Source organism: Bradyrhizobium cytisi (genome assembly GCF_008123515.1).
Classification (GTDB): domain Bacteria; phylum Pseudomonadota; class Alphaproteobacteria; order Rhizobiales; family Xanthobacteraceae; genus Bradyrhizobium; species Bradyrhizobium cytisi.
Map to the genome: position 1 here is coordinate 140123 of NZ_VSSR01000042.1, position 18417 is coordinate 158539.

The 18417-nt window shown below is 64.1% G+C and carries 19 protein-coding genes; 17 read left to right on the forward strand and 2 right to left on the reverse strand.

The genetic code is table 11. The features are described 5' to 3' along the window. Positions 1–3 precede the first annotated feature (3 nt). Entirely contained in the window at positions 4–1296 is a 1293-nt protein-coding gene (locus tag FXB38_RS25085; RefSeq protein ID WP_148753619.1) for a spinster family MFS transporter, read from the reverse strand. Positions 1297–1452: 156 nt separating this feature from the next. Continuing rightward, positions 1453–2643 (reverse strand): aromatic ring-hydroxylating dioxygenase subunit alpha, encoded by a 1191-nt coding sequence (locus FXB38_RS25090; protein ID WP_148753620.1) that lies wholly within the window; start codon positions 2641–2643, stop codon positions 1453–1455. 184 nt (positions 2644–2827) lie between these two features. Here FXB38_RS25090 and FXB38_RS25095 point away from each other — a divergent pair, with 184 nt between their 5' ends. The 17 genes from FXB38_RS25095 (at position 2828) to nuoK (ending at position 18411) form a co-directional block, all read left to right on the forward strand. Then, positions 2828–3343: a MarR family winged helix-turn-helix transcriptional regulator gene (locus FXB38_RS25095; protein WP_148753621.1), complete on the forward strand. Its 516-nt coding sequence runs from the start codon at positions 2828–2830 to the stop codon at positions 3341–3343. Positions 3344–3527: 184 nt separating this feature from the next. Beyond that, complete coding sequence (locus FXB38_RS25100) at positions 3528–5774, forward strand: TonB-dependent siderophore receptor (protein ID WP_187435153.1); 2247 nt, start codon at positions 3528–3530, stop codon at positions 5772–5774. A 22-nt stretch (positions 5775–5796) separates the two neighbouring features. After that, positions 5797–6933 carry a PepSY-associated TM helix domain-containing protein gene (locus tag FXB38_RS25105; RefSeq protein ID WP_148753623.1) on the forward strand — a complete coding sequence of 379 codons (1137 nt, stop codon included), beginning with the start codon at positions 5797–5799 and terminating at the stop codon, positions 6931–6933. A 476-nt stretch (positions 6934–7409) separates the two neighbouring features. Beyond that, positions 7410–7775, forward strand: coding sequence for an NADH-quinone oxidoreductase subunit A (locus FXB38_RS25110; RefSeq protein WP_148753624.1), 366 nt, complete (start codon positions 7410–7412; stop codon positions 7773–7775). Next, positions 7772–8353, forward strand: coding sequence for a NuoB/complex I 20 kDa subunit family protein (locus tag FXB38_RS25115; protein WP_430640188.1), 582 nt, complete (start codon positions 7772–7774; stop codon positions 8351–8353). Before FXB38_RS25110 ends, FXB38_RS25115 begins: the two co-directional genes overlap by 4 nt. A gap of 11 nt (positions 8354–8364) precedes the next feature. Continuing rightward, entirely contained in the window at positions 8365–8979 is a 615-nt protein-coding gene (locus tag FXB38_RS25120; protein WP_148753626.1) for an NADH-quinone oxidoreductase subunit C, read from the forward strand. A gap of 2 nt (positions 8980–8981) precedes the next feature. Further along, a complete protein-coding gene (locus tag FXB38_RS25125) occupies positions 8982–10178 on the forward strand; it encodes an NADH-quinone oxidoreductase subunit D (protein WP_148753627.1) in 1197 nt (398 codons plus the stop codon). After that, positions 10178–11140 (forward strand): FkbM family methyltransferase, encoded by a 963-nt coding sequence (locus FXB38_RS25130; RefSeq protein ID WP_187435130.1) that lies wholly within the window; start codon positions 10178–10180, stop codon positions 11138–11140. The genes FXB38_RS25125 and FXB38_RS25130 overlap by 1 nt, the downstream gene beginning before the upstream one ends. A 10-nt stretch (positions 11141–11150) precedes the next feature. Then, complete coding sequence (nuoE, locus tag FXB38_RS25135) at positions 11151–11762, forward strand: NADH-quinone oxidoreductase subunit NuoE (protein ID WP_148753629.1); 612 nt, start codon at positions 11151–11153, stop codon at positions 11760–11762. Then, positions 11762–11965: a hypothetical protein gene (locus FXB38_RS25140; RefSeq protein ID WP_148753630.1), complete on the forward strand. Its 204-nt coding sequence runs from the start codon at positions 11762–11764 to the stop codon at positions 11963–11965. The genes nuoE and FXB38_RS25140 overlap by 1 nt, the downstream gene beginning before the upstream one ends. Positions 11966–11980: 15 nt before the next feature. Next, entirely contained in the window at positions 11981–13306 is a 1326-nt protein-coding gene (gene nuoF, locus FXB38_RS25145; protein WP_148753631.1) for an NADH-quinone oxidoreductase subunit NuoF, read from the forward strand. 5 nt (positions 13307–13311) lie between these two features. Next, the gene (locus tag FXB38_RS25150; protein WP_148753632.1) at positions 13312–13800 is read left to right on the forward strand and encodes a hypothetical protein; all 489 of its coding nucleotides are present in this window, start codon (positions 13312–13314) and stop codon (positions 13798–13800) included. Positions 13801–13807: 7 nt separating this feature from the next. Continuing rightward, on the forward strand, positions 13808–15883 hold the full coding sequence (gene nuoG / locus FXB38_RS25155) for an NADH-quinone oxidoreductase subunit NuoG (RefSeq protein ID WP_148753633.1): 2076 nt from the start codon (positions 13808–13810) through the stop codon (positions 15881–15883). Between the two features lie 4 nt (positions 15884–15887). Then, positions 15888–16955 (forward strand): NADH-quinone oxidoreductase subunit NuoH, encoded by a 1068-nt coding sequence (gene nuoH, locus FXB38_RS25160; RefSeq protein ID WP_148753634.1) that lies wholly within the window; start codon positions 15888–15890, stop codon positions 16953–16955. Between the two features lie 14 nt (positions 16956–16969). Beyond that, positions 16970–17458 (forward strand): NADH-quinone oxidoreductase subunit NuoI, encoded by a 489-nt coding sequence (nuoI, locus tag FXB38_RS25165; RefSeq protein WP_027529879.1) that lies wholly within the window; start codon positions 16970–16972, stop codon positions 17456–17458. 9 nt (positions 17459–17467) lie between these two features. Further along, positions 17468–18106 carry an NADH-quinone oxidoreductase subunit J gene (locus FXB38_RS25170; protein WP_148753635.1) on the forward strand — a complete coding sequence of 213 codons (639 nt, stop codon included), beginning with the start codon at positions 17468–17470 and terminating at the stop codon, positions 18104–18106. Next, positions 18103–18411, forward strand: coding sequence for an NADH-quinone oxidoreductase subunit NuoK (gene nuoK / locus FXB38_RS25175; RefSeq protein WP_092028826.1), 309 nt, complete (start codon positions 18103–18105; stop codon positions 18409–18411). The genes FXB38_RS25170 and nuoK overlap by 4 nt, the downstream gene beginning before the upstream one ends. Positions 18412–18417 lie beyond the last annotated feature (6 nt).

The window sequence follows — 18417 nt, forward strand, 5'->3', positions numbered from 1 at the left end:
CGCTCAGCTCGCCCGCTCGATGTCGGCGCGGATGGTCCGCGCCGCCCAGACGAACAGCAGGGCGCCGAGAGTGGTCGTGACCGCCGCCGAGAGCAGGGAATAGCGCACCGCGTCGGCGCCGTAGCTGCCTTTCAGCGCGTCGTTGACCACGCCGACCGCGAGCGGGCCGACGCCCTGGCCGAAGCAGGTCGCGGTGAGCGCGATCAGGGCAGAGGCGAGCGCGCGCATGCTTGGCTTCGCCACCGTCTGCGCGATCGCGAAGATCGGCCCGAGATGGAAGCCGACCAGGAACGAGGTCAGCGCCAGCATCGCCACCATCATCGCAAAATCCTGCGTCAGCATGCACAGCGCAAAGACGGGGCCGGCGAGGCCTGAGGTGATCGCCGGCGCCCACAGCTTCCAGCGGTCGTCGCGGCGGCTCACTTGCGCCACGACGAAGCCGCCGAGCAGGGTGCCGGCCATGCCGGCGAGCCCCTTGAACGTGCCGGCATAGGTGCCGATCTCGGCGCTCGACAGATGATGCACGCGCGCCAGGAACGGCGGGATCCAGGCCGCTGTCGCATAGTTCGTGTAGGTGGTGAGACAGAAGCCGATCAGCACGATGATGAAGCTTTGCTGGGAGACGAGGAAGCGCAGCGTCGGCCCGAGCGGCTCGGGCACGAAGCTTTCCTGCATCGCGCCACGCTTCGGCTCCGAGACCGTCAGCCACAGGATCAATGCGAGCAGCATGCCCGGCACGCCCGCGACATAGAAGGCCATCCGCCAGCCATAGTGCTGGTTGACATAGCCGCCGATGAAATAACCGAGGAAGACGCCGAGATAGGTGCCGATGGCGTAGATGCCGAGCGCGCGCGGGCGCTCGTTCTTGGCAAAGAGATCGGCGACGATCGATTGCGAGGCGGGGGAGCCGGCGGATTCGCCGATGCCGACGCCGATCCTGGCAAAGGCCAGCGCGGTCACGCTCGAGGCCATGCCGCACAGCGCCGTCATCGCGCTCCAGAACGCGAGCGCCAGCGCCACGATGTTGCGGCGGTTGAGCCGGTCGGCGACGCGCGCGATGGGGATTCCGAGCAGGGAGTAGAACAGCGCGAAGCCGAAGCCTGCGAGCAAGCCCATCATGGTGTCGCTGAGCTGAAACTCTTTCTTGATCGGCTCGATCAGGACGTTGAAGATCGTGCGGTCGAGAAAGTTCAGCGCGTAGATGACGGTAAGCAGCCCCAGCACATAGTAGCGCCGCGCCGACGGCGTTGCCGCGGCGGCCGTTTGCACCGGCACCTGTGACGTGACATCGACCATCGCTTCCCCCCAATTTGTCTTTGTTATCTTTATGGGTCCAGCCCTTATTGGAGCTGGTTGCGTGAGAGCGTTTTCGAGCGAAGTGGCTACCGGTTCGCGTGAAGAAAACGCGTCAAACAAGAAACAGAGCCTCGTCCGATCGTATCGGACGGGGCTCTACCCTTCGCGAATGTAGTTCCCCGCTTCGAACTCGACCAGCGGCGCGCTTGCGTCGAATGAGACACCGACGGGGTCGCGGCCCGCTTCCATCGCCTCGAGCTGGTCGCCCAGCATGCGCCGGATCATCAGAATGCCGCGGTCGCTCTGGCCGGAATGCTCGTCGGAATGCACCGTCACCGGGCCCTGGCCGACCTGCGCCTCGTAATCGCCGGGGAATTGCTGGTGCTCTTGCTCCGTCATGTCCCACCAGAATTTTCCGTTGAACTTCGAGCGCATGCGGCCGATGTCGCCGGAAGTTTTGACGCGGCCGGCGACGTAGATGCGGAACGAGGTGTCGTCGATCGGCAGCGTCCAGCCGATCGATTCCACGCGGGCGAATTGCGCCACGCGCGGGTTCGGCACGACGCGCAAGGTCGGGAGGGCGGCTTCGGTGACGCGGTAAAACACACGGCCGTCGTCCTGCTTGCGGATCGAGCGCACGGCGATGCCGCGCGGTGTCTTGTCGAACTTCACCTCCGGCATCGAGGCCATCATGGTGGTGAATTGCGGCCCCGAGAACGAGCCGTGCAGCACCGGCACGTGGTAGGGATCGACCACGTTCTCGAAATGCTGCAGCCAGTTGCAGGGGATGACCGCAGGCCCCCCGCCGCCGATCGAGGTATCGTCGGCCTCGACGAACTCTCCGTCGTCCATGTTTTCGAGGCACTCGTAGCGCGGCAGCACCGGGCGTTTCTCGGCCGGGCCCATATAAGCAAAGATCAACCCGTAGCGCTCCTCGACCGGGTACCAGGGCTGGCGCACCTTGTCCTTGAACTGGCCGCCGTCGGGCTCACAGGGCTGCTCCAGGCAATGGCCCTCGGTGTCGAACTTCCAGCCGTGATAGCAGCAGCGGATGCCGTCCTCTTCGACCTTGCCGTAATAGAGCGTGGTGCCGCGATGGCAGCAGCGGGCATGGAGGAGGCCGACGCGGTCGTGCTTGTCGCGAAACAGGATCAGATCCTCGCCGAGCGCGCGCACCTTCTTCGGCGTGTCGGTGGCGTCGCTGGTGAGCCCGACCGGATGCCAGTAGCGGCGAAGCAATTCGCCCATCGGCGTGCCGCGCACGACCGAGGTGAGCTCGGTGCGCGTCTGCGCCGGCTTCATCGCATAGGCGGTGCCGAGATCGCGATCCTGCTGGGTCATCGTCATGCTTGTTCCTCCCGCCGCAGGCCTTGGTGGCCGGGGTCGTTTTTGTTTGTTGACCCCAGTGAAAAATAATTCGATGATAATGTCAACGATATTCCTGGATGCCTCTTAATTGCATTTGGATCAGGCTGGGGAGGTTGCGCTACCAAGGCTTGGCACGTCCCGGCTTTCTTGGCAGAGGTGGACCATGAGCCAGACATCGAGCAGGGACGGACGCGCATCGTCCGATACGGACGACAATCACTCGCCGGCGCCGATCACCGTGATGCTGTCATCACGGCTGATGGTGCTGGCCAACCTGCTCAAGCGCGGTGCGATCCTGCGCTACAAGCGTCTCGCCGGATTGTCCTCGGTCGAGTTCGGTCTGGTTGCCTCGCTCGGCCGGCGGCCGCCGATGAGCGTGGCGCGGCTCGCCGAGGCCGTCGGTCAGGACAAGGGCCAGATCAGCCGTGCGCTGGCCGAGCTGGTCTCGCGCAAGCTGATCGCGAAGTCCGAGAATCCCAAAGACAGCCGCGAGGTGCTGGTGTCGCTGACGCCGGCCGGGCTCGCCGCGCATGACGCGATCGTCCAAGGCGCACAGGAACGCAACCGGATGCTGCTCGCGCAATTGAGCAATGACGAGTTGGAGACGTTGCTTGCGCAAATCGATCGTCTCACCGCGACGGCGGAAGCGATGCTCGAAGCCGAGAAGGTTTCGCGTTGATCGCGCAGCAATCTCCGGAAATATTCGAGTGCTTCTAAGAGACTCTCTAAGAGTCGTTCTAAGAGCCTTTCAATTAGCGATATCGCGCGCGCTCTCCTAAGCGTCACCCAATCGCATGCCGTCCCGGGACAGGCGGCATGACGCATCAGATGCACATTGGGGTGGCGCGTTGAACAGTCTTGGAATGCTGCGGTCGGCCGTATTGGCGACCGCGTCCGTTTGGGTTTTGATGCCGCAGGTATCGCTTGCACAATCGCCGGCGCAGAGTGGCGCGCAGAGCCTGCCGCCGGTGAACGTGGCTGCACCGGAGCAGCGCCGCCGCGCTGCCGTCCGCGCACCGCGCCGGACCCAAGGCCCGGTGCAGACGGCCGACAGCCGGAAACCGCAGCCGCAGCGCAACGTCGGAATCGCCGAGACGCCACGTGGACCGGTGCAAGGTTACGTTGCTCATCGCAGCTCATCCGGCACCAAGACCAACACGCCGATCATGGAGACGCCGCAGTCGGTTTCGGTGATCGGCGCCGAGCAGATCCGCGACCAGAAGCCGAACAAGCTCGACGAAGTCCTGCGCTACACCGCCGGCGTGCGCGCCGGCACCTTTGGCGCCGACACCCGCAACGACTGGTGGCTGATCCGCGGCTTCAAATCCGACGACGTCGGGCTGTTCCTAGACGGCATGCAGCTGTTCTACACGTCCTATGCGAGCTGGAAGCTGCAGCCGCCGAACATGGAGCGCGTCGAGGTGCTGCGCGGCCCGTCGGCCGTGCTCTATGGTGGATCGAGCCCGAGCGGCATCGTCAACGTCGTCAGCAAGATGCCGCCGGCCGAGCCGGTTCGCTACATCGAGACCGGCGTCAACAATTTCGGCAACGCCTATGTCGGCTTCGATGTCGGTGGTCCCGTTGCGACGCAGCAGGACGGCAAGCTGTTCTACCGCGTCGTCGGCCAGGTCCAGAACGGCAATACGCAGGTCAACTTCACGCCCGACAACAACTACTTCATCGCGCCGTCCTTCACCTGGAAGCCGGATGGCGACACCACCTTCACGGTGCTGGCCTCGGCCTCGAAGCAGGACACCCGCGGCATCAACTTCCTGCCCTATCAGGGCACGGTGACCAACGCGCCGTTCGGCAAGATTCCGACCAGCTTCTTCGCGGGCGATCCCAACGTCGACAAGTTCACGCGCGAGCAGGAGATGCTCGGCTACCAGTTCGAGCGCAATCTCACCGACGATCTGACGTTCCGGCAGAACGCGCGGTTTGCGCATATCGACTTGACCTATCGCGGCTTCGTCGGCAATGGCTGGGACAATATCAACACGGCCACAATGGCCCGTTACAATTGGTTTGCGAAGAACACCGCCAACCAGGCCGATCTCGACAATCAGCTCGAGTACCGCTTCAACACCGGCCCGGTGAAGCACACGATGCTGTTCGGGGTCGATCTGAAGGGCTATCAGATCGACGACTACCAGGCGTTCAACTTCGGCACGGTGCCGTCCATCAACGTCTTCAGTCCCTCCTATGGTCTCGACATTCCGCTCACGGGCGCGCCGTTCCGCAACTTCCTGTTGACGCAGAAGCAGGCCGGCACCTACGTCCAGGACCAGATGAAGCTCGGCAATTTCGCGCTGGTGCTGAGCGGCCGCAATGACTGGGTCGAGACGACGCAGGCCGCCCGCGACACCGGCGCAAACATTGCCCAACGCGACGACAGCAGGTTCAGCGGGCGCGCCGGGCTGATCTACAACTTCGACAACGGCATCGCGCCCTACGTCTCCTATTCGACGAGCTACAATCCGATCATCGGGCTCAACGCGCAGAACCAGCTGTTTCTGCCGGAGACCGCCAAGCAGGCCGAGATCGGCGTGAAGGTCGCGCCCAAGGGATTTGACGGCTATTTCACCGCGTCGCTGTTCGACCTGAAGCGCCAGAATGTAGCGACCACCGATCCGTCGAATGTCCTGCTGCAAAACCAGACCGGTGAGGTGACGTCGCGCGGCATCGAGCTCGAAGCGGTGGCCAACGCCACCAAGGAACTGAAGTTCATCGGCGCGTTCACCGCCTATCATCTCTTCACCAGCAAGGACCTCGATCCGACCCTGATCGGCAAGACGCCGACCAACACGCCGGAGATGCTGATCTCGGGCTGGGCGGACTACACCTTCAAGGACGGACCGCTCGAGGGATTTGGTTTCGGCGGCGGTGTGCGTTATGTCGGCGCGTCCTGGGCCGACACCGCCAACACTCTGGAAGTTCCCGCGGTGGTGCTTGGAGATCTCGCGGTCCATTACGAATGGCAGAACTGGCGTACGGCCATCAACGTGGTCAACCTGACCGACAAGATTTACGTCGCCAGCTGCGCGTCGGCATCGTCCTGCTTCTACGGTGACCGTCGCCGCATCACCGCGAGCCTCGCCTACAAATGGTGAGCGTAGGCGAGGGGAGGGCATCGTGAAGGCGCGCACGGTCCGGCTCTGGTCCATGGTTCACACCTGGACCAGCCTGATCTCGACCCTGTTCCTGCTTTTGCTCTGCCTGACCGGCCTGCCGCTGATCTTCCATCACGAGATCGATGAGCTCCTGGGCTACGCCCCCCAGCCCGAAGCTCATGCGAGCGCGGCGCGCGCGACGCCCCAAGTCGTCGCCGACGCCGCGCTCGCCGCCGATCCCGGCCGCGTCCTGCAATATGTTTCCTGGGACAAGGACGAGCCCGGGATCGTAACGGCCTTCACCAACAGCGCGCCCGATGGTGCGCCTGACAACGCGACCGTGCGTGCCTTCGACGCGGTCTCGACCAAGCTGCTCGGGCCGGTCGGCGTCGGGCCGATGCTGATCGTGCTCAAGCTGCACACCGACATGTTCGCCGGCCAGGCCGGAAAGTTGTTCCTCGGCGCGATGGGGCTGCTGTTCGCTGTGGCGATTGTCTCCGGCGTGGTGCTGTACTGGCCGTTCACCCGCCGCCTGCGCTTTGCCACCATCCGTGACAGCGCCGCGCGCCGCGTCCGCTGGCTCGACTGGCACAATCTGATCGGCGTGGTGACGGTGGCCTGGGCGCTGGTCGTGGGCTTGACCGGCGTCGTCAACACCTGGGCCGAGCTGATGCTCAACCAGTGGAAGGCGACCGAGCTCGCCAGCATGGTCGCGCCCTATGCCGGCAAGCCGCCGCCGGTACGTCTCGCCTCGCTCGATGATGTCGTCGTGCGCGCCAGGCAGGCTGCGCCCGGCATGGAGGTCGCCTTCATCGCCTTCCCGGGCGCGCCGTTCACGTCCTCGCACCATTTCGCCGCTTTTATGCGTGGCGACACCGCTTTGACCGCGCGCCTGCTCAAGCCGGTGCTGCTCGACGGCGAAACCGGGGAGGTCGCGGATATCAGGGCGCTGCCACTTTACCTTCAGGCGCTGCTGATCTCCCAGCCGCTGCATTTCGGCGATTATGGCGGGATGCCGCTCAAGGTGATCTGGGCCGCGCTCGACGCGCTCACCATCGTTGTGATCGGCAGCGGCCTCTATCTCTGGGTGGCACGGCGGCGCAAGCGTGCCCCTGCCAAAGCCGAAACATTCGCCAGACGAGCCCGGGTCCCGTCGTGATGCATGGCTTCTCTGACCGCGCGCGCCTGTGGACACGTGTCCTTGCTGCACCTGGCCTGCTCGCGGCCGCGACCATCACCGGTCTCCTGGCTGCATTGCTGTGGGGAACGGTCGGCCAGTATGTCGCCTGGGTGACAGTCGGAGCGCCGGTCGCGGTCGTTGCCTGGGTTTGGGTGCGCCGGCGGCCCCAAAAAACCGGGCCATTTTCGCCGACGATGCGCGGCAAATAGCCGGCGCCGCCTGTGCGCCGCAATCTTAGAACGGCTGCCCTGCAAAACTGTGGCCGCCCTTGCTGGGTTTGCCGATCTGCTCCATACCAGCGTGGGGTGATTCCGGGATTTCTACCGTGCCGGGGGCGGCAAAGGGCCTGAAAAGAGCGTGTCTTGCGCCAATTGGTGCACTGCGCTAAGGCTCAGAACAATTCCAAATCGGACGAATCCGTGGCTGTCCCGAGGCTGCGGGAAAAAGGGCTCGCCATGAGCGGCATTCTACAGAACTATCTTCCACTCGTCGTCTTTATAGGGGTAGCTGCTGTCATCGGCCTGGTGCTGCTGATCGCGCCCTTCATCGTGGCGTTCCAGCAGCCGGACCCGGAAAAGCTGTCGGCGTATGAGTGCGGTTTCAACGCCTTCGACGACGCCCGCATGAAGTTCGACGTCCGCTTCTATCTGGTCGCGATCCTCTTCATCATCTTCGACCTCGAGGTGGCGTTTCTGTTTCCCTGGGCGGTGGCGTTCGGCAAGCTTGGTGCGACCGGCTTCTGGTCCATGCTGGTGTTCCTCGCCGTGCTGACGGTCGGCTTCGCCTATGAATGGAAGAAAGGCGCACTCGAATGGGATTGAACCCTGCACCATCAGCTGGCCCGATCGTGACGCCGGCCCCCAAGGGCATCCTGGATCCGTCGACCGGCAAGCCGGTCGGGGCCAATGATCCGTTCTTCCTCGAGGTCAATCACGAGCTGTCCGACAAAGGCTTCTTCGTGGCCGCGACCGACGACCTCATCACCTGGGCCCGTACCGGCTCGCTGATGTGGATGACCTTCGGTCTCGCCTGCTGCGCGGTCGAGATGATGCAGGTGTCGATGCCGCGCTACGACGTCGAGCGTTTCGGCTTCGCCCCGCGTGCCTCGCCGCGCCAGTCCGACGTGATGATCGTCGCCGGCACGCTGACCAACAAGATGGCGCCGGCGCTGCGCAAGGTCTACGACCAGATGCCCGAGCCGCGCTACGTCATCTCGATGGGCTCCTGCGCCAATGGCGGCGGCTATTATCACTATTCCTACTCGGTCGTGCGCGGCTGCGACCGCATCGTGCCGATCGACATCTACGTGCCGGGCTGCCCGCCCACGGCGGAAGCGCTGCTCTACGGCGTGCTGCTGCTGCAGAAGAAGATCCGCCGCACCGGCACCATCGAACGCTAAGGTTTTACATCATGGACGACGCCAAGCTCGACGCCCTGGGGCAGACGATCGTGAGCGCGCTTCCGGGCGCCGCGCTCGGTCACTCGGTCGCGTTCAACCAGCTCACGGTTGATGTCGAGGCCAGCAAGATCGTCGAGGTGGTCACGTACCTCCGCGACGATCCGAACTGCCGTTTCGTCAACTTCACCGACATCACGGCGGCGGACTATCCGGATCGCGAGAAACGTTTCGACGTGATTTATCACTTCCTGTCACCGACCCTGAATACGCGGATCCGCCTCAAGGCCCAGGCCGACGAGACCACGCAGGTGCCGTCGCTGATCGAGGTGTTCCCCGGTGCCGACTGGTTCGAGCGCGAGGCCTATGACCTCTACGGCGTGTTCTTCGTCGGCCATCCTGACATGCGCCGGCTGCTTACCGATTACGGTTTCGAGGGCCATCCGCTGCGCAAGGATTTCCCGCTGACCGGCTTCCTCGAGGTCCGCTACGACGACCAGGAGAAGCGCGTGGTGTACGAGCCGGTGCGCCTCAACCAGGAATTCCGCAAGTTCGACTTTTTGTCGCCGTGGGAAGGGGGCGACTATCCGGTCCTTCCGGGGGATGAGAAGGCGGGGCCGAAGAGCTGATCATGAACGAGCAACCAGAAGTCCTTCGCAACTTCACCATTAATTTTGGTCCGCAGCATCCGGCGGCGCACGGCGTGTTGCGTCTGGTGCTGGAGCTCGACGGCGAAGTCGTCGCCCGCGTCGATCCCCATATCGGCCTGCTTCACCGCGGCACCGAAAAGCTGATCGAGCAGAAGACCTATCTCCAGGCGATCCCGTATTTCGACCGGCTCGATTACGTCGCGCCGATGAACCAGGAGCACGCCTTCTGCATGGCGGCCGAAAAGCTGCTTGGCATCGAGGTGCCGCGCCGCGGCCAGCTGATCCGAGTGCTCTATTGCGAGATCGGCCGCATCCTGTCGCATCTGCTCAACGTCACTACGCAGGCGATGGACGTCGGCGCGCTGACCCCGCCGCTGTGGGGCTTTGAAGAGCGCGAGAAGCTGATGGTGTTCTACGAGCGCGCCTCGGGCAGCCGTATGCACGCAGCCTTCTTCCGCGTCGGCGGCGTGCATCAGGACCTGCCCCAGAAGCTGGTCGACGATATCGAGGCCTGGTGCGATCCGTTCCTGAAAGTGGTCGAGGACCTCGACCGCCTGCTCACCGCCAACCGCATCTTCAAGCAGCGCAACGTCGACATCGGCGTGGTGTCGCTGAAGGAAGCCTGGGAGTGGGGCTTTTCGGGCGTCATGGTGCGCGGCTCGGGCGCGGCCTGGGACCTGCGCAAGTCGCAGCCCTATGAGTGCTATGCCGAGATGGATTTCGACATTCCGATCGGCAAAAACGGCGACTGCTACGACCGCTATCTGATCCGCATGGAAGAGATGCGCCAGTCGGTGCGCATCATGAAGCAGTGCATCCAGAAGCTGAATGCAGCCGACGGGCAGGGCCCCGTCGTCGTCGAAGACAACAAGGTCGCGCCGCCGCGCCGTGGCGAGATGAAGCGCTCGATGGAAGCGCTGATCCACCACTTCAAGCTCTACACCGAAGGCGTTCGCGTGCCGGAAGGCGAAGTCTACGCCGCGGTCGAGGCGCCCAAGGGCGAGTTCGGCGTCTATCTGGTCTCCGACGGTAGCAACAAGCCCTACAAGTGCAAGATCCGCGCACCGGGCTTTGCGCATCTGCAAGCGATGGATCACATCTGCCGCGGCCATCTGCTCGCCGACGTCTCGGCCATTCTCGGTTCGCTCGACATCGTGTTCGGAGAGGTCGATCGGTGATGGCGCAGGCGCCAATCCAGTATGACCGTGCCTCGGGGGCCCTTGAAGGGGCCAACCTGTGGGAGCGGACGGCTGCCTTGGCGCTGGTGACGGGATCGAAGATCTCGTCGCACTTCTCCCATATGGGCTACATCGCCTGCGCCAATCTGCTGCGGAAAACGCTGCCCGAGCGCAACATCGCGATCAAGCTCAACCCGGACGCCGTGTTCGAGTTCCCTTACGGCGACGGCTACTGGAGCAAGCTGCTCAACCGCTCCTATTGCTACGAGGACGAGCTGGAGCTGTTGTTCGCCGACTCCATCGACGTCGACTACACGCTGCTCGATTGCGGCGCCAATTACGGCTACTGGTCGGTTCTGGTCTCGAGCAAGCCGTTCGGCTCGCACAAGGCGATCGCGATCGAGCCGTCGGGCCAGAACTACCCGAAGCTCGCGAATAACGCCCGCATCAACGGCAATCGCTTCGAGACCATGAAATGCGCGATCGGCGCGACACGCGGCACCGCGCGGCTGTCGGGCACCAAGCACGAGGCCTTCAGCATCGCCGGCGCTCCCTCGGATGGCGGCGAGGACGTGCCCGTTCTCGCGCTCGACAATCTCATCGACGACGGCAAGGTCGCAGCCAGCGGCAAATATCTGATCAAGCTCGACGTCGAGGGCGTCGAGATCGAGGCGATCAGGGGCGGCGCGCGGCTGCTCCAGACCGACAGCGTCATCATGTGCGAGGAGCACGGCAGCGACCGCTCTCATGCGGTGTCGCGCTACATCCTCGAGCAGACCCCGCTGAAGCTGATCGTGCTCGATCCGCGCACCAACCGGCTTGAGACGGTGAGCGATCTGTCGATCCTCGACCGCATCAAGGTCTCGACCCACGTCGGCTACAACGTTTTCGGCACCGCAAGCGCATTCTGGCAGGACAGGATCAATGTCCTGAATGCGAAACCCGCGCGCCGCATGCAGTGAGAGATAAGAGATGTCCGTTCGCCGATTAGCACCGAAGGAAGTCCAGCCCGCGAGCTTTGCGTTCACGGACGAGAACCTTGCCTTCGCCAAGCAGCAGATCGCGAAATATCCGGCCGGCCGGCAAGCCTCCGCCGTCATCGCCATCCTCTGGCGCGTCCAGGAGCAGCATGAGGGCTGGGTCTCGGAAGCCGCGATCCGCGCCGTCGCCGATCTGCTCGACATGCCCTATATCCGCGTGCTCGAGGTCGCGACCTTCTACACGATGTTCCAGCTCGCTCCGGTCGGCAAGAAGGCCCACGTCCAGGTCTGCGGCACCACGCCGTGCCGCCTGCGCGGCGCCGAAGACCTGATCCACGTCTGCGAGAGCCGGATCCATCACGATCCCTTCCATCTCTCCAAGGACGGCAATTTCAGCTGGGAAGAGGTGGAGTGCCTGGGCGCCTGCGTGAATGCGCCGATGGTGCTGATCGGCAAAGACACCTATGAGGACCTGACCAAGGAAACCTTCGGCAAGGTGCTCGACGGCTTCGCCTCGGGCAATCCGCCGAAGCCCGGTCCGCAGAACGGCCGCCAGTTCTCCGCGCCGGCGGGTGGGCCGACCACGCTGAAGGAGACCACCTGATGGATCTTCCGTCTCAGGCGAACCGGGGGAGCGAAGCCGTGAAGAAATGGGGCTTCGTCGCCATGCATGCCGCGCTTGCGGCCGCCTTCATGTTCCTGCTGCAGCGCTTCGTGATGAACGCGACGCAGGAAACCAGTCTGCTCTGGGCGCTGGCCTTCGCCGTCTGCGCCGCCGGGCTTGCCTACAAGCAGGCCAATCGTTGATCGGAAAGCACTGATATGCTCGAGGACAAGGACCGCATCTTCAAGAACCTCTACGGCCTCCACGATTGGGGGCTCGAGGGTGCGCGGCGCCGCGGCGCCTGGGATGGCACGAAGAATATCATCGACAAGGGCCGCGACTGGATCATCAACGAGATGAAGGCGTCGGGCCTGCGCGGCCGCGGCGGCGCCGGCTTCCCGACCGGTCTGAAGTGGTCCTTCATGCCGAAGGAATCGACCGACGGTCGTCCCAGCTACCTCGTCGTCAACGCCGACGAGTCCGAGCCCGGCACCTGCAAGGATCGCGAGATCATGCGGCACGATCCGCATCTGCTGGTCGAGGGCTGCCTAATCGCGAGCTGCGCGATGAACGCGCATGCCTGCTACATCTATGTCCGCGGCGAGTTCATCCGCGAGCGCGAGCATCTCCAGGCCGCGATCGACCAGGCCTATGAGGCCAAGCTGGTCGGCAAGGACAACATCAACGGCTGGCCGTTCGACATCTATGTCGCGCACGGCGCCGGTGCTTACATCTGCGGCGAAGAGACCGCACTGCTCGAAAGCCTCGAGGGCAAGAAGGGCCAGCCGCGGCTGAAGCCGCCGTTCCCGGCCAATGTCGGCCTGTTCGGCTGCCCGACCACCGTCAACAACGTCGAATCGATCGCTGTCGCGCCCGACATCCTGCGCCGTGGCGCCGCCTGGTTCGCCGGCATCGGCCGTCCGAACAATGTCGGCACCAAGCTGTTCTGCATCTCCGGTCATGTCGAGCGGCCCTGCAACGTCGAAGAGGCCATGGGGATTCCGTTCCGTGAGCTGATCGACAAGCACTGCGGCGGCATTCGCGGCGGCTGGGACAACCTCAAGGCCGTGATCCCCGGCGGCTCGTCGGTGCGCATGGTGCCGGCGGAGCAGATCATCGACACGCCGATGGATTTCGATTCCTTAAGCAAGCTGCGCTCGGGCCTCGGCACCGCGGCCGTGATCGTGATGGACAAGTCGACTGATTTGATCCGCGCCATTGCCCGCATCTCCTATTTCTACAAGCACGAGAGCTGCGGCCAGTGCACGCCGTGCCGCGAGGGCACCGGCTGGATGTGGCGCGTGCTCACCCGCATGGCCGAGGGCCGCGCCCACAAGCGCGAGATCGACATGCTGCTCGAGGTGACCAAGCAGGTCGAAGGCCACACCATCTGCGCGCTCGGCGACGCAGCCGCCTGGCCGATCCAGGGCCTGATCGCGCATTTCCGTCATGAGATCGAAGCGCGCATCGACCAGTATTCGCACAAGGCCGACATCGACGATGCCGGCGTCCGCGATCCCGAGAACATGGTCGCGGCGGAGTAATATCGATGTCGCAACCGAGCTCCTGGTGGCAGAGATACGGAACGCTGGCGCAGATGGCGCAGGCGAGCGTCGCGCTGCTCGGCTTCGTTGCGATCCTGTTCCAGATCAACGAGATCCGCACCGGCAACCGCGCCGCCAGCGCGCGTCAGGCTTTTCTTGGTTACACCGACCTGGCGTTCAAGAATCCGAAGTTTGCGCAACCGGACTACGAGAAAATCAAGGCCAGCGACCGCGACGAGCAGGTTCAGTACGAGAGCTTCGTCACTTACTTGCTTTACGCCTGCGAGGAAGCGATCAGCGCGTTCTCCGGAAAGGGCGAGTGGCTGGCGTCCTGCGACTATGACCTGAAGCCGCATCTGCCGTTCCTGTGCGAGAAGAGCGCCGCGCAGCCGGCCTATCTGGCCACCTACGGCACCGAGACCCAGCAATGGATCAAGGCCTCGCTGAAGGCGGCCAGCATTACACCGCCAGATTGCAAGCTGGGAAAGACTTGAGACCGCAATGACCAAACTCATCATCGACGGCAAAGAGATCGATGTCCCCGCCGAGTACACGCTGCTTCAGGCGTGCGAGGCGGCCGGCGCCGAGATTCCACGCTTCTGCTATCACGAGCGGCTGTCGATCGCCGGCAATTGCCGGATGTGCCTCGTCGAGGTGAAGGGCGGCCCGAAGCCGGTCGCAAGCTGCGCCTGGGGCGTGCGCGACTGCCGTCCGGGTCCGAAGGGCGAGCCGCCGGAAATCTCGACGCGTTCGCCGATGGTGAAGAAGGCACGCGAAGGCGTGATGGAGTTCCTTCTGATCAACCATCCGCTGGATTGCCCGATCTGCGACCAGGGCGGCGAGTGCGACCTGCAGGACCAGGCGATGGGCTATGGTGTCGACACCAGCCGCTTCGCCGAGAACAAGCGCGCGGTCGAGGACAAATATCTCGGCGCGCTGGTCAAGACCTCGATGAACCGCTGCATCCAGTGCACGCGCTGCGTCCGCTTCTCGGCGGAAGTCGCAGGCGCCCCAGAGATGGGCGCGACGGGGCGCGGCGAGGACATGGAGATCACGACCTATCTCGAGCACGCGCTGACGTCGGAATTGCAGGGCAACCTCGTCGACATCTGTCCGGTCGGCGCGCTGACCTCGAAACCCTATGCCTTCGCGGCGCGTCCGTGGGAGCTCGGCAAGACCCAGTCGATCGACGTCATGGACGGCGTCGGTTCCGCGATCCGCGTCGATACCCGCGGCCGTGAGGTGATGCGCGTGCTGCCGCGCATCAACGAGGCCGTGAACGAGGAGTGGATCTCGGACAAGACCCGCCACGTCGTCGACGGCCTGCGCACCCAGCGGCTCGACCGGCCCTATATCCGCGAGGCCGGCAAGCTGCGTGCGGCAAGCTGGCCCGAGGCCTTCGCGGTGATCGCCGCGAAGGCGGCGCGTACCGACGGCAAGCGCATCGGCGCGATCGCTGGCGACCTCGCCGGCGTCGAAGAGATGTTCGCGATGAAGGATCTGCTTGCTAAATTCGGTTCGGCCAATCTGGCGGTGCAGGGCGGCGACGCCTTCGATCCCGCACTCGGCCGCGGCTCCTACATCTTCAATCCGACGCTCGCGGGCGTCGAGCAGGCGGATGCGCTGCTCATCATCGGCGCCAATCCACGCAAGGAAGCGGCCGTGTTCAACGCCCGCATCCGCAAGCGCTGGCGTGCCGGCGGCTTCAAGGTCGGCGTGATCGGCGCCAAGGCCGATCTCACTTACGACTACGACCATCTCGGCGCGGGCACTGAGACGCTCGGCGAGCTCGCGGCCGGCAAGCACTCCTTCATGGACGTGCTGAAGAACGCCAAAAACCCGATCATCCTGGTCGGCGCGGGCGCAGCCTCGCGTCACGACGGCGCCGCCATTCTGGCCGGCGCCGCCAAGCTCGCGCTCGATGTCGGCGCGGTGAAGGACGGCTGGAACGGCTTTGGCGTGCTGCACGAGACCGCTTCGCGCGTCGGCGCGCTCGACATCGGCTTTGTCGCCGGTCCCGGCGGGCTGAACGCCGCGCAGATGACGACCTTCGGCACGCTCGACCTGCTGTTCCTGCTCGGCGCCGACGAGATCAAGGCGCCGGACGGCACCTTTGTGGTCTACATCGGCACCCATGGCGACCGCGGCGCGCACCGCGCCGACGTGATCCTGCCGGCGGCCGCCTACACCGAGAAGTCCGCGATCTACGTCAATACCGAAGGCCGCGTGCAGATGACCGGTCGCGCCGCGTTCCCGCCGGGTGAAGCCCGCGAGGACTGGGCGATCGTCCGCGCGCTCTCGGAAGCGCTCGGCAAGAAGCTCGGCTACGACTCGCTTGCCGCGCTGCGCCAGGCGCTGTTCAAGGCCGTGCCGCATCTGATCCGTCTCGATCAGATCGAAGCGGGTGCAGCCGACCAGATCAAGAAGCTGGCGGGGAAGGGCGGCTCGATGGAGAAGGCGCCATTCAAGGCTGTCGTCGAGGACTTCTATTTGACCAACCCGATCGCGCGTGCGTCCGACGTGATGGCGGAATGCTCGCGGCTTGCCTCCGGGCAGATGCTGACCGCAGCGGAGTGAGCCGATGGAATTTTTCGCAAGCGCATTCTGGACCGGCTTCCTCTGGCCGCTGATCATCATGATCGCGGAGAGCGTGCTGGTGCTCGTCGTTCTCTTGGTCGCGATCGCCTACATCCTGCTCGCCGATCGCAAGATCTGGGCGGCGGTGCAGATCCGCCGCGGCCCGAACGTGGTCGGGCCCTGGGGCCTGTTCCAGTCCTTCGCCGACCTGCTGAAGTTCGTGCTCAAGGAGCCGATCATTCCGTCTGGTGCCAACAAGGGCGTTTTCCTGCTGGCGCCGCTGGTGTCCTGCGTGCTCGCGCTCGCGGCCTGGGCGGTGATCCCGACCAATCTCGGCTGGGTGATCTCCGACATCAATGTCGGCGTCCTTTTCATCTTCGCGATCTCGTCGCTGTCGATCTACGGCATCATCATGGCCGGCTGGTCGTCGAACTCGAAATATCCGTTTCTGGCCGCGCTGCGCTCCGCGGCGCAGATGGTGTCCTATGAGGTCTCGATCGGCTTCGTCATCATCACGGTGCTGCTCTGCGCCGGTACGCTGAACCTCTCGGCCGTCGTCGAGGCCCAGCATGCGCGGGGCCTCGCCAGCCTGATCGGGCTGCCGCAGCTCACCGTCCTGAACTGGTACGTCTGGCCGCTGTTCCCGATGTTCGTGGTGTTTTACGTCTCGGCGCTGGCGGAAACCAACCGTCCGCCCTTCGACCTGGTCGAAGCGGAATCCGAGCTCGTCGCCGGCTTCATGGTCGAATATGGCTCGACGCCGTATTTGCTGTTCATGCTCGGCGAGTATGTCGCGATCGTCACGATGTGCGCGCTGGCAACGATCCTGTTCCTGGGAGGCTGGCTGCCGCCGGTGGATCTGCCGCCCTTCAACTGGGTGCCGGGGATCATTTGGTTCTCGATCAAAGTGTTCTTCATGTTCTTCCTGTTCGCGATGGCAAAGGCGATCGTGCCGCGCTACCGCTACGACCAACTGATGCGCCTCGGCTGGAAGGTGTTCCTGCCGCTGTCGCTGGCGATGGTGGTCGTGGTGGCCGGCGTGCTGCAATTCGCCGGCATCGCGCCGAAGTGAGGGCTGTCATGGGTATCAACATCAACGCCACTGCACGCTCGCTTCTGCTGTCGGAATTCGTCTCGGCGTTCTTCCTCGCCATGCGCTATTTCTTCCAGCCGAAGCCGACGCTGAACTATCCGTTCGAGAAGGGCCCGATCTCGCCGCGCTTCCGCGGCGAGCACGCGCTGCGCCGCTATCCCAACGGCGAGGAGCGCTGCATCGCGTGCAAGCTGTGCGAAGCGATCTGCCCGGCGCAGGCCATCACCATCGAGGCCGGACCGCGCCGCAACGACGGCACCCGCCGCACCGTGCGCTACGACATCGACATGGTGAAGTGCATCTATTGCGGCCTCTGCCAGGAGGCCTGCCCGGTCGACGCCATCGTCGAAGGTCCGAACTTCGAGTTCGCGACCGAGACCCGCGAGGAACTGTTCTATGACAAGGCCAAGCTGCTCGCCAACGGCGACCGCTGGGAACGCGAGATCGCAAAAGCGATCGAGCTCGACGCGCCGTACCGGTGAGATGAGAGCATGATCCTTCCCGCGCTGTTCTTCTATCTCTTCGCCGGCGTCTGCGTCGCCTCGGCGGTGATGGTGATTGTGTCGCGCAATCCCGTCCACTCCGTGCTGTACCTGATCCTGGCCTTCGTCAACGCCTCCGGCCTGTTCGTGCTGCTGGGCGCCGAATTCCTCGCAATGATCCTGATCGTCGTCTATGTCGGCGCCGTCGCGGTGCTGTTCCTGTTCGTGATCATGATGCTCGATGTCGACTTCCTCGAGCTGCGCGAGGGCTTCATCCAGTACCTGCCGGTCGGAGTCGTGATCGGCGGCATCTTCCTGTTCGAGCTGCTCCTGACCGTCGGCGCCTGGGTCATCAATCCGACCGTGAGCAAGACCATCACGTCGCCGATCCCGACCAACGTCTCGAACACCGAGGCGCTGGGCCTCGTGCTCTATACGAAGTACGTCCACTACTTCCAGCTCTCGGGCATGGTGCTGCTGGTCGCCATGATCGGCGCCATCGTGCTGACGCTGCGCCACAAGGCGAACGTGAAGCGGCAGGACATCAATGTTCAGAACGCACGCACGCCCGAAATGGCGATGGCGATGCGCAAGGTGGTACCGGGGCAGGGGCTCCAGGACAGCGACGCGGCGGAGTGGGTGAAATGACGGTCGGGCTCGGGCACTATCTGGCGGTCGGCGCGATCCTGTTCACCCTTGGAATCCTCGGCATCTTCCTGAACCGCAAGAACATCATCGTCATCCTGATGTCGATCGAGCTGATCCTGCTCTCGGTCAACATCAATTTGGTGGCATTCTCGACCTTCCTCGGCGACATCGTCGGCCAGGTCTTCGCGCTGCTGGTCTTGACCGTTGCGGCTGCCGAAGCCGCGATCGGTCTCGCCATCCTGGTGGTCTATTTCCGCAACCGCGGCTCGATCGCGGTTGAGGACGTCAATCTGATGAAGGGTTAACCCGGC

Excerpts from the sequence above, each read along its gene's own strand:
- nuoH (WP_148753634.1), top strand. The coding sequence starts at position 15,888 with ATGGAATTTTTCGCAAGCGCATTCTGGACCGGCTTCCTCTGGCCGCTG.
- FXB38_RS25095 (WP_148753621.1), top strand. The coding sequence starts at position 2,828 with ATGAGCCAGACATCGAGCAGGGACGGACGCGCATCGTCCGATACGGAC.
- nuoK (WP_092028826.1), top strand. The coding sequence starts at position 18,103 with ATGACGGTCGGGCTCGGGCACTATCTGGCGGTCGGCGCGATCCTGTTC.
- FXB38_RS25100 (WP_187435153.1), top strand. The coding sequence starts at position 3,528 with ATGCTGCGGTCGGCCGTATTGGCGACCGCGTCCGTTTGGGTTTTGATG.
- FXB38_RS25170 (WP_148753635.1), top strand. The coding sequence starts at position 17,468 with ATGATCCTTCCCGCGCTGTTCTTCTATCTCTTCGCCGGCGTCTGCGTC.
- FXB38_RS25125 (WP_148753627.1), top strand. The coding sequence starts at position 8,982 with ATGAACGAGCAACCAGAAGTCCTTCGCAACTTCACCATTAATTTTGGT.
- FXB38_RS25090 (WP_148753620.1), bottom strand. The coding sequence starts at position 2,643 with ATGACGATGACCCAGCAGGATCGCGATCTCGGCACCGCCTATGCGATG.
- nuoE (WP_148753629.1), top strand. The coding sequence starts at position 11,151 with ATGTCCGTTCGCCGATTAGCACCGAAGGAAGTCCAGCCCGCGAGCTTT.
- FXB38_RS25120 (WP_148753626.1), top strand. The coding sequence starts at position 8,365 with ATGGACGACGCCAAGCTCGACGCCCTGGGGCAGACGATCGTGAGCGCG.
- FXB38_RS25110 (WP_148753624.1), top strand. The coding sequence starts at position 7,410 with ATGAGCGGCATTCTACAGAACTATCTTCCACTCGTCGTCTTTATAGGG.
- FXB38_RS25150 (WP_148753632.1), top strand. The coding sequence starts at position 13,312 with ATGTCGCAACCGAGCTCCTGGTGGCAGAGATACGGAACGCTGGCGCAG.
- FXB38_RS25085 (WP_148753619.1), bottom strand. The coding sequence starts at position 1,296 with ATGGTCGATGTCACGTCACAGGTGCCGGTGCAAACGGCCGCCGCGGCA.
- FXB38_RS25140 (WP_148753630.1), top strand. The coding sequence starts at position 11,762 with ATGGATCTTCCGTCTCAGGCGAACCGGGGGAGCGAAGCCGTGAAGAAA.
- nuoF (WP_148753631.1), top strand. The coding sequence starts at position 11,981 with ATGCTCGAGGACAAGGACCGCATCTTCAAGAACCTCTACGGCCTCCAC.
- nuoG (WP_148753633.1), top strand. The coding sequence starts at position 13,808 with ATGACCAAACTCATCATCGACGGCAAAGAGATCGATGTCCCCGCCGAG.
- FXB38_RS25130 (WP_187435130.1), top strand. The coding sequence starts at position 10,178 with ATGGCGCAGGCGCCAATCCAGTATGACCGTGCCTCGGGGGCCCTTGAA.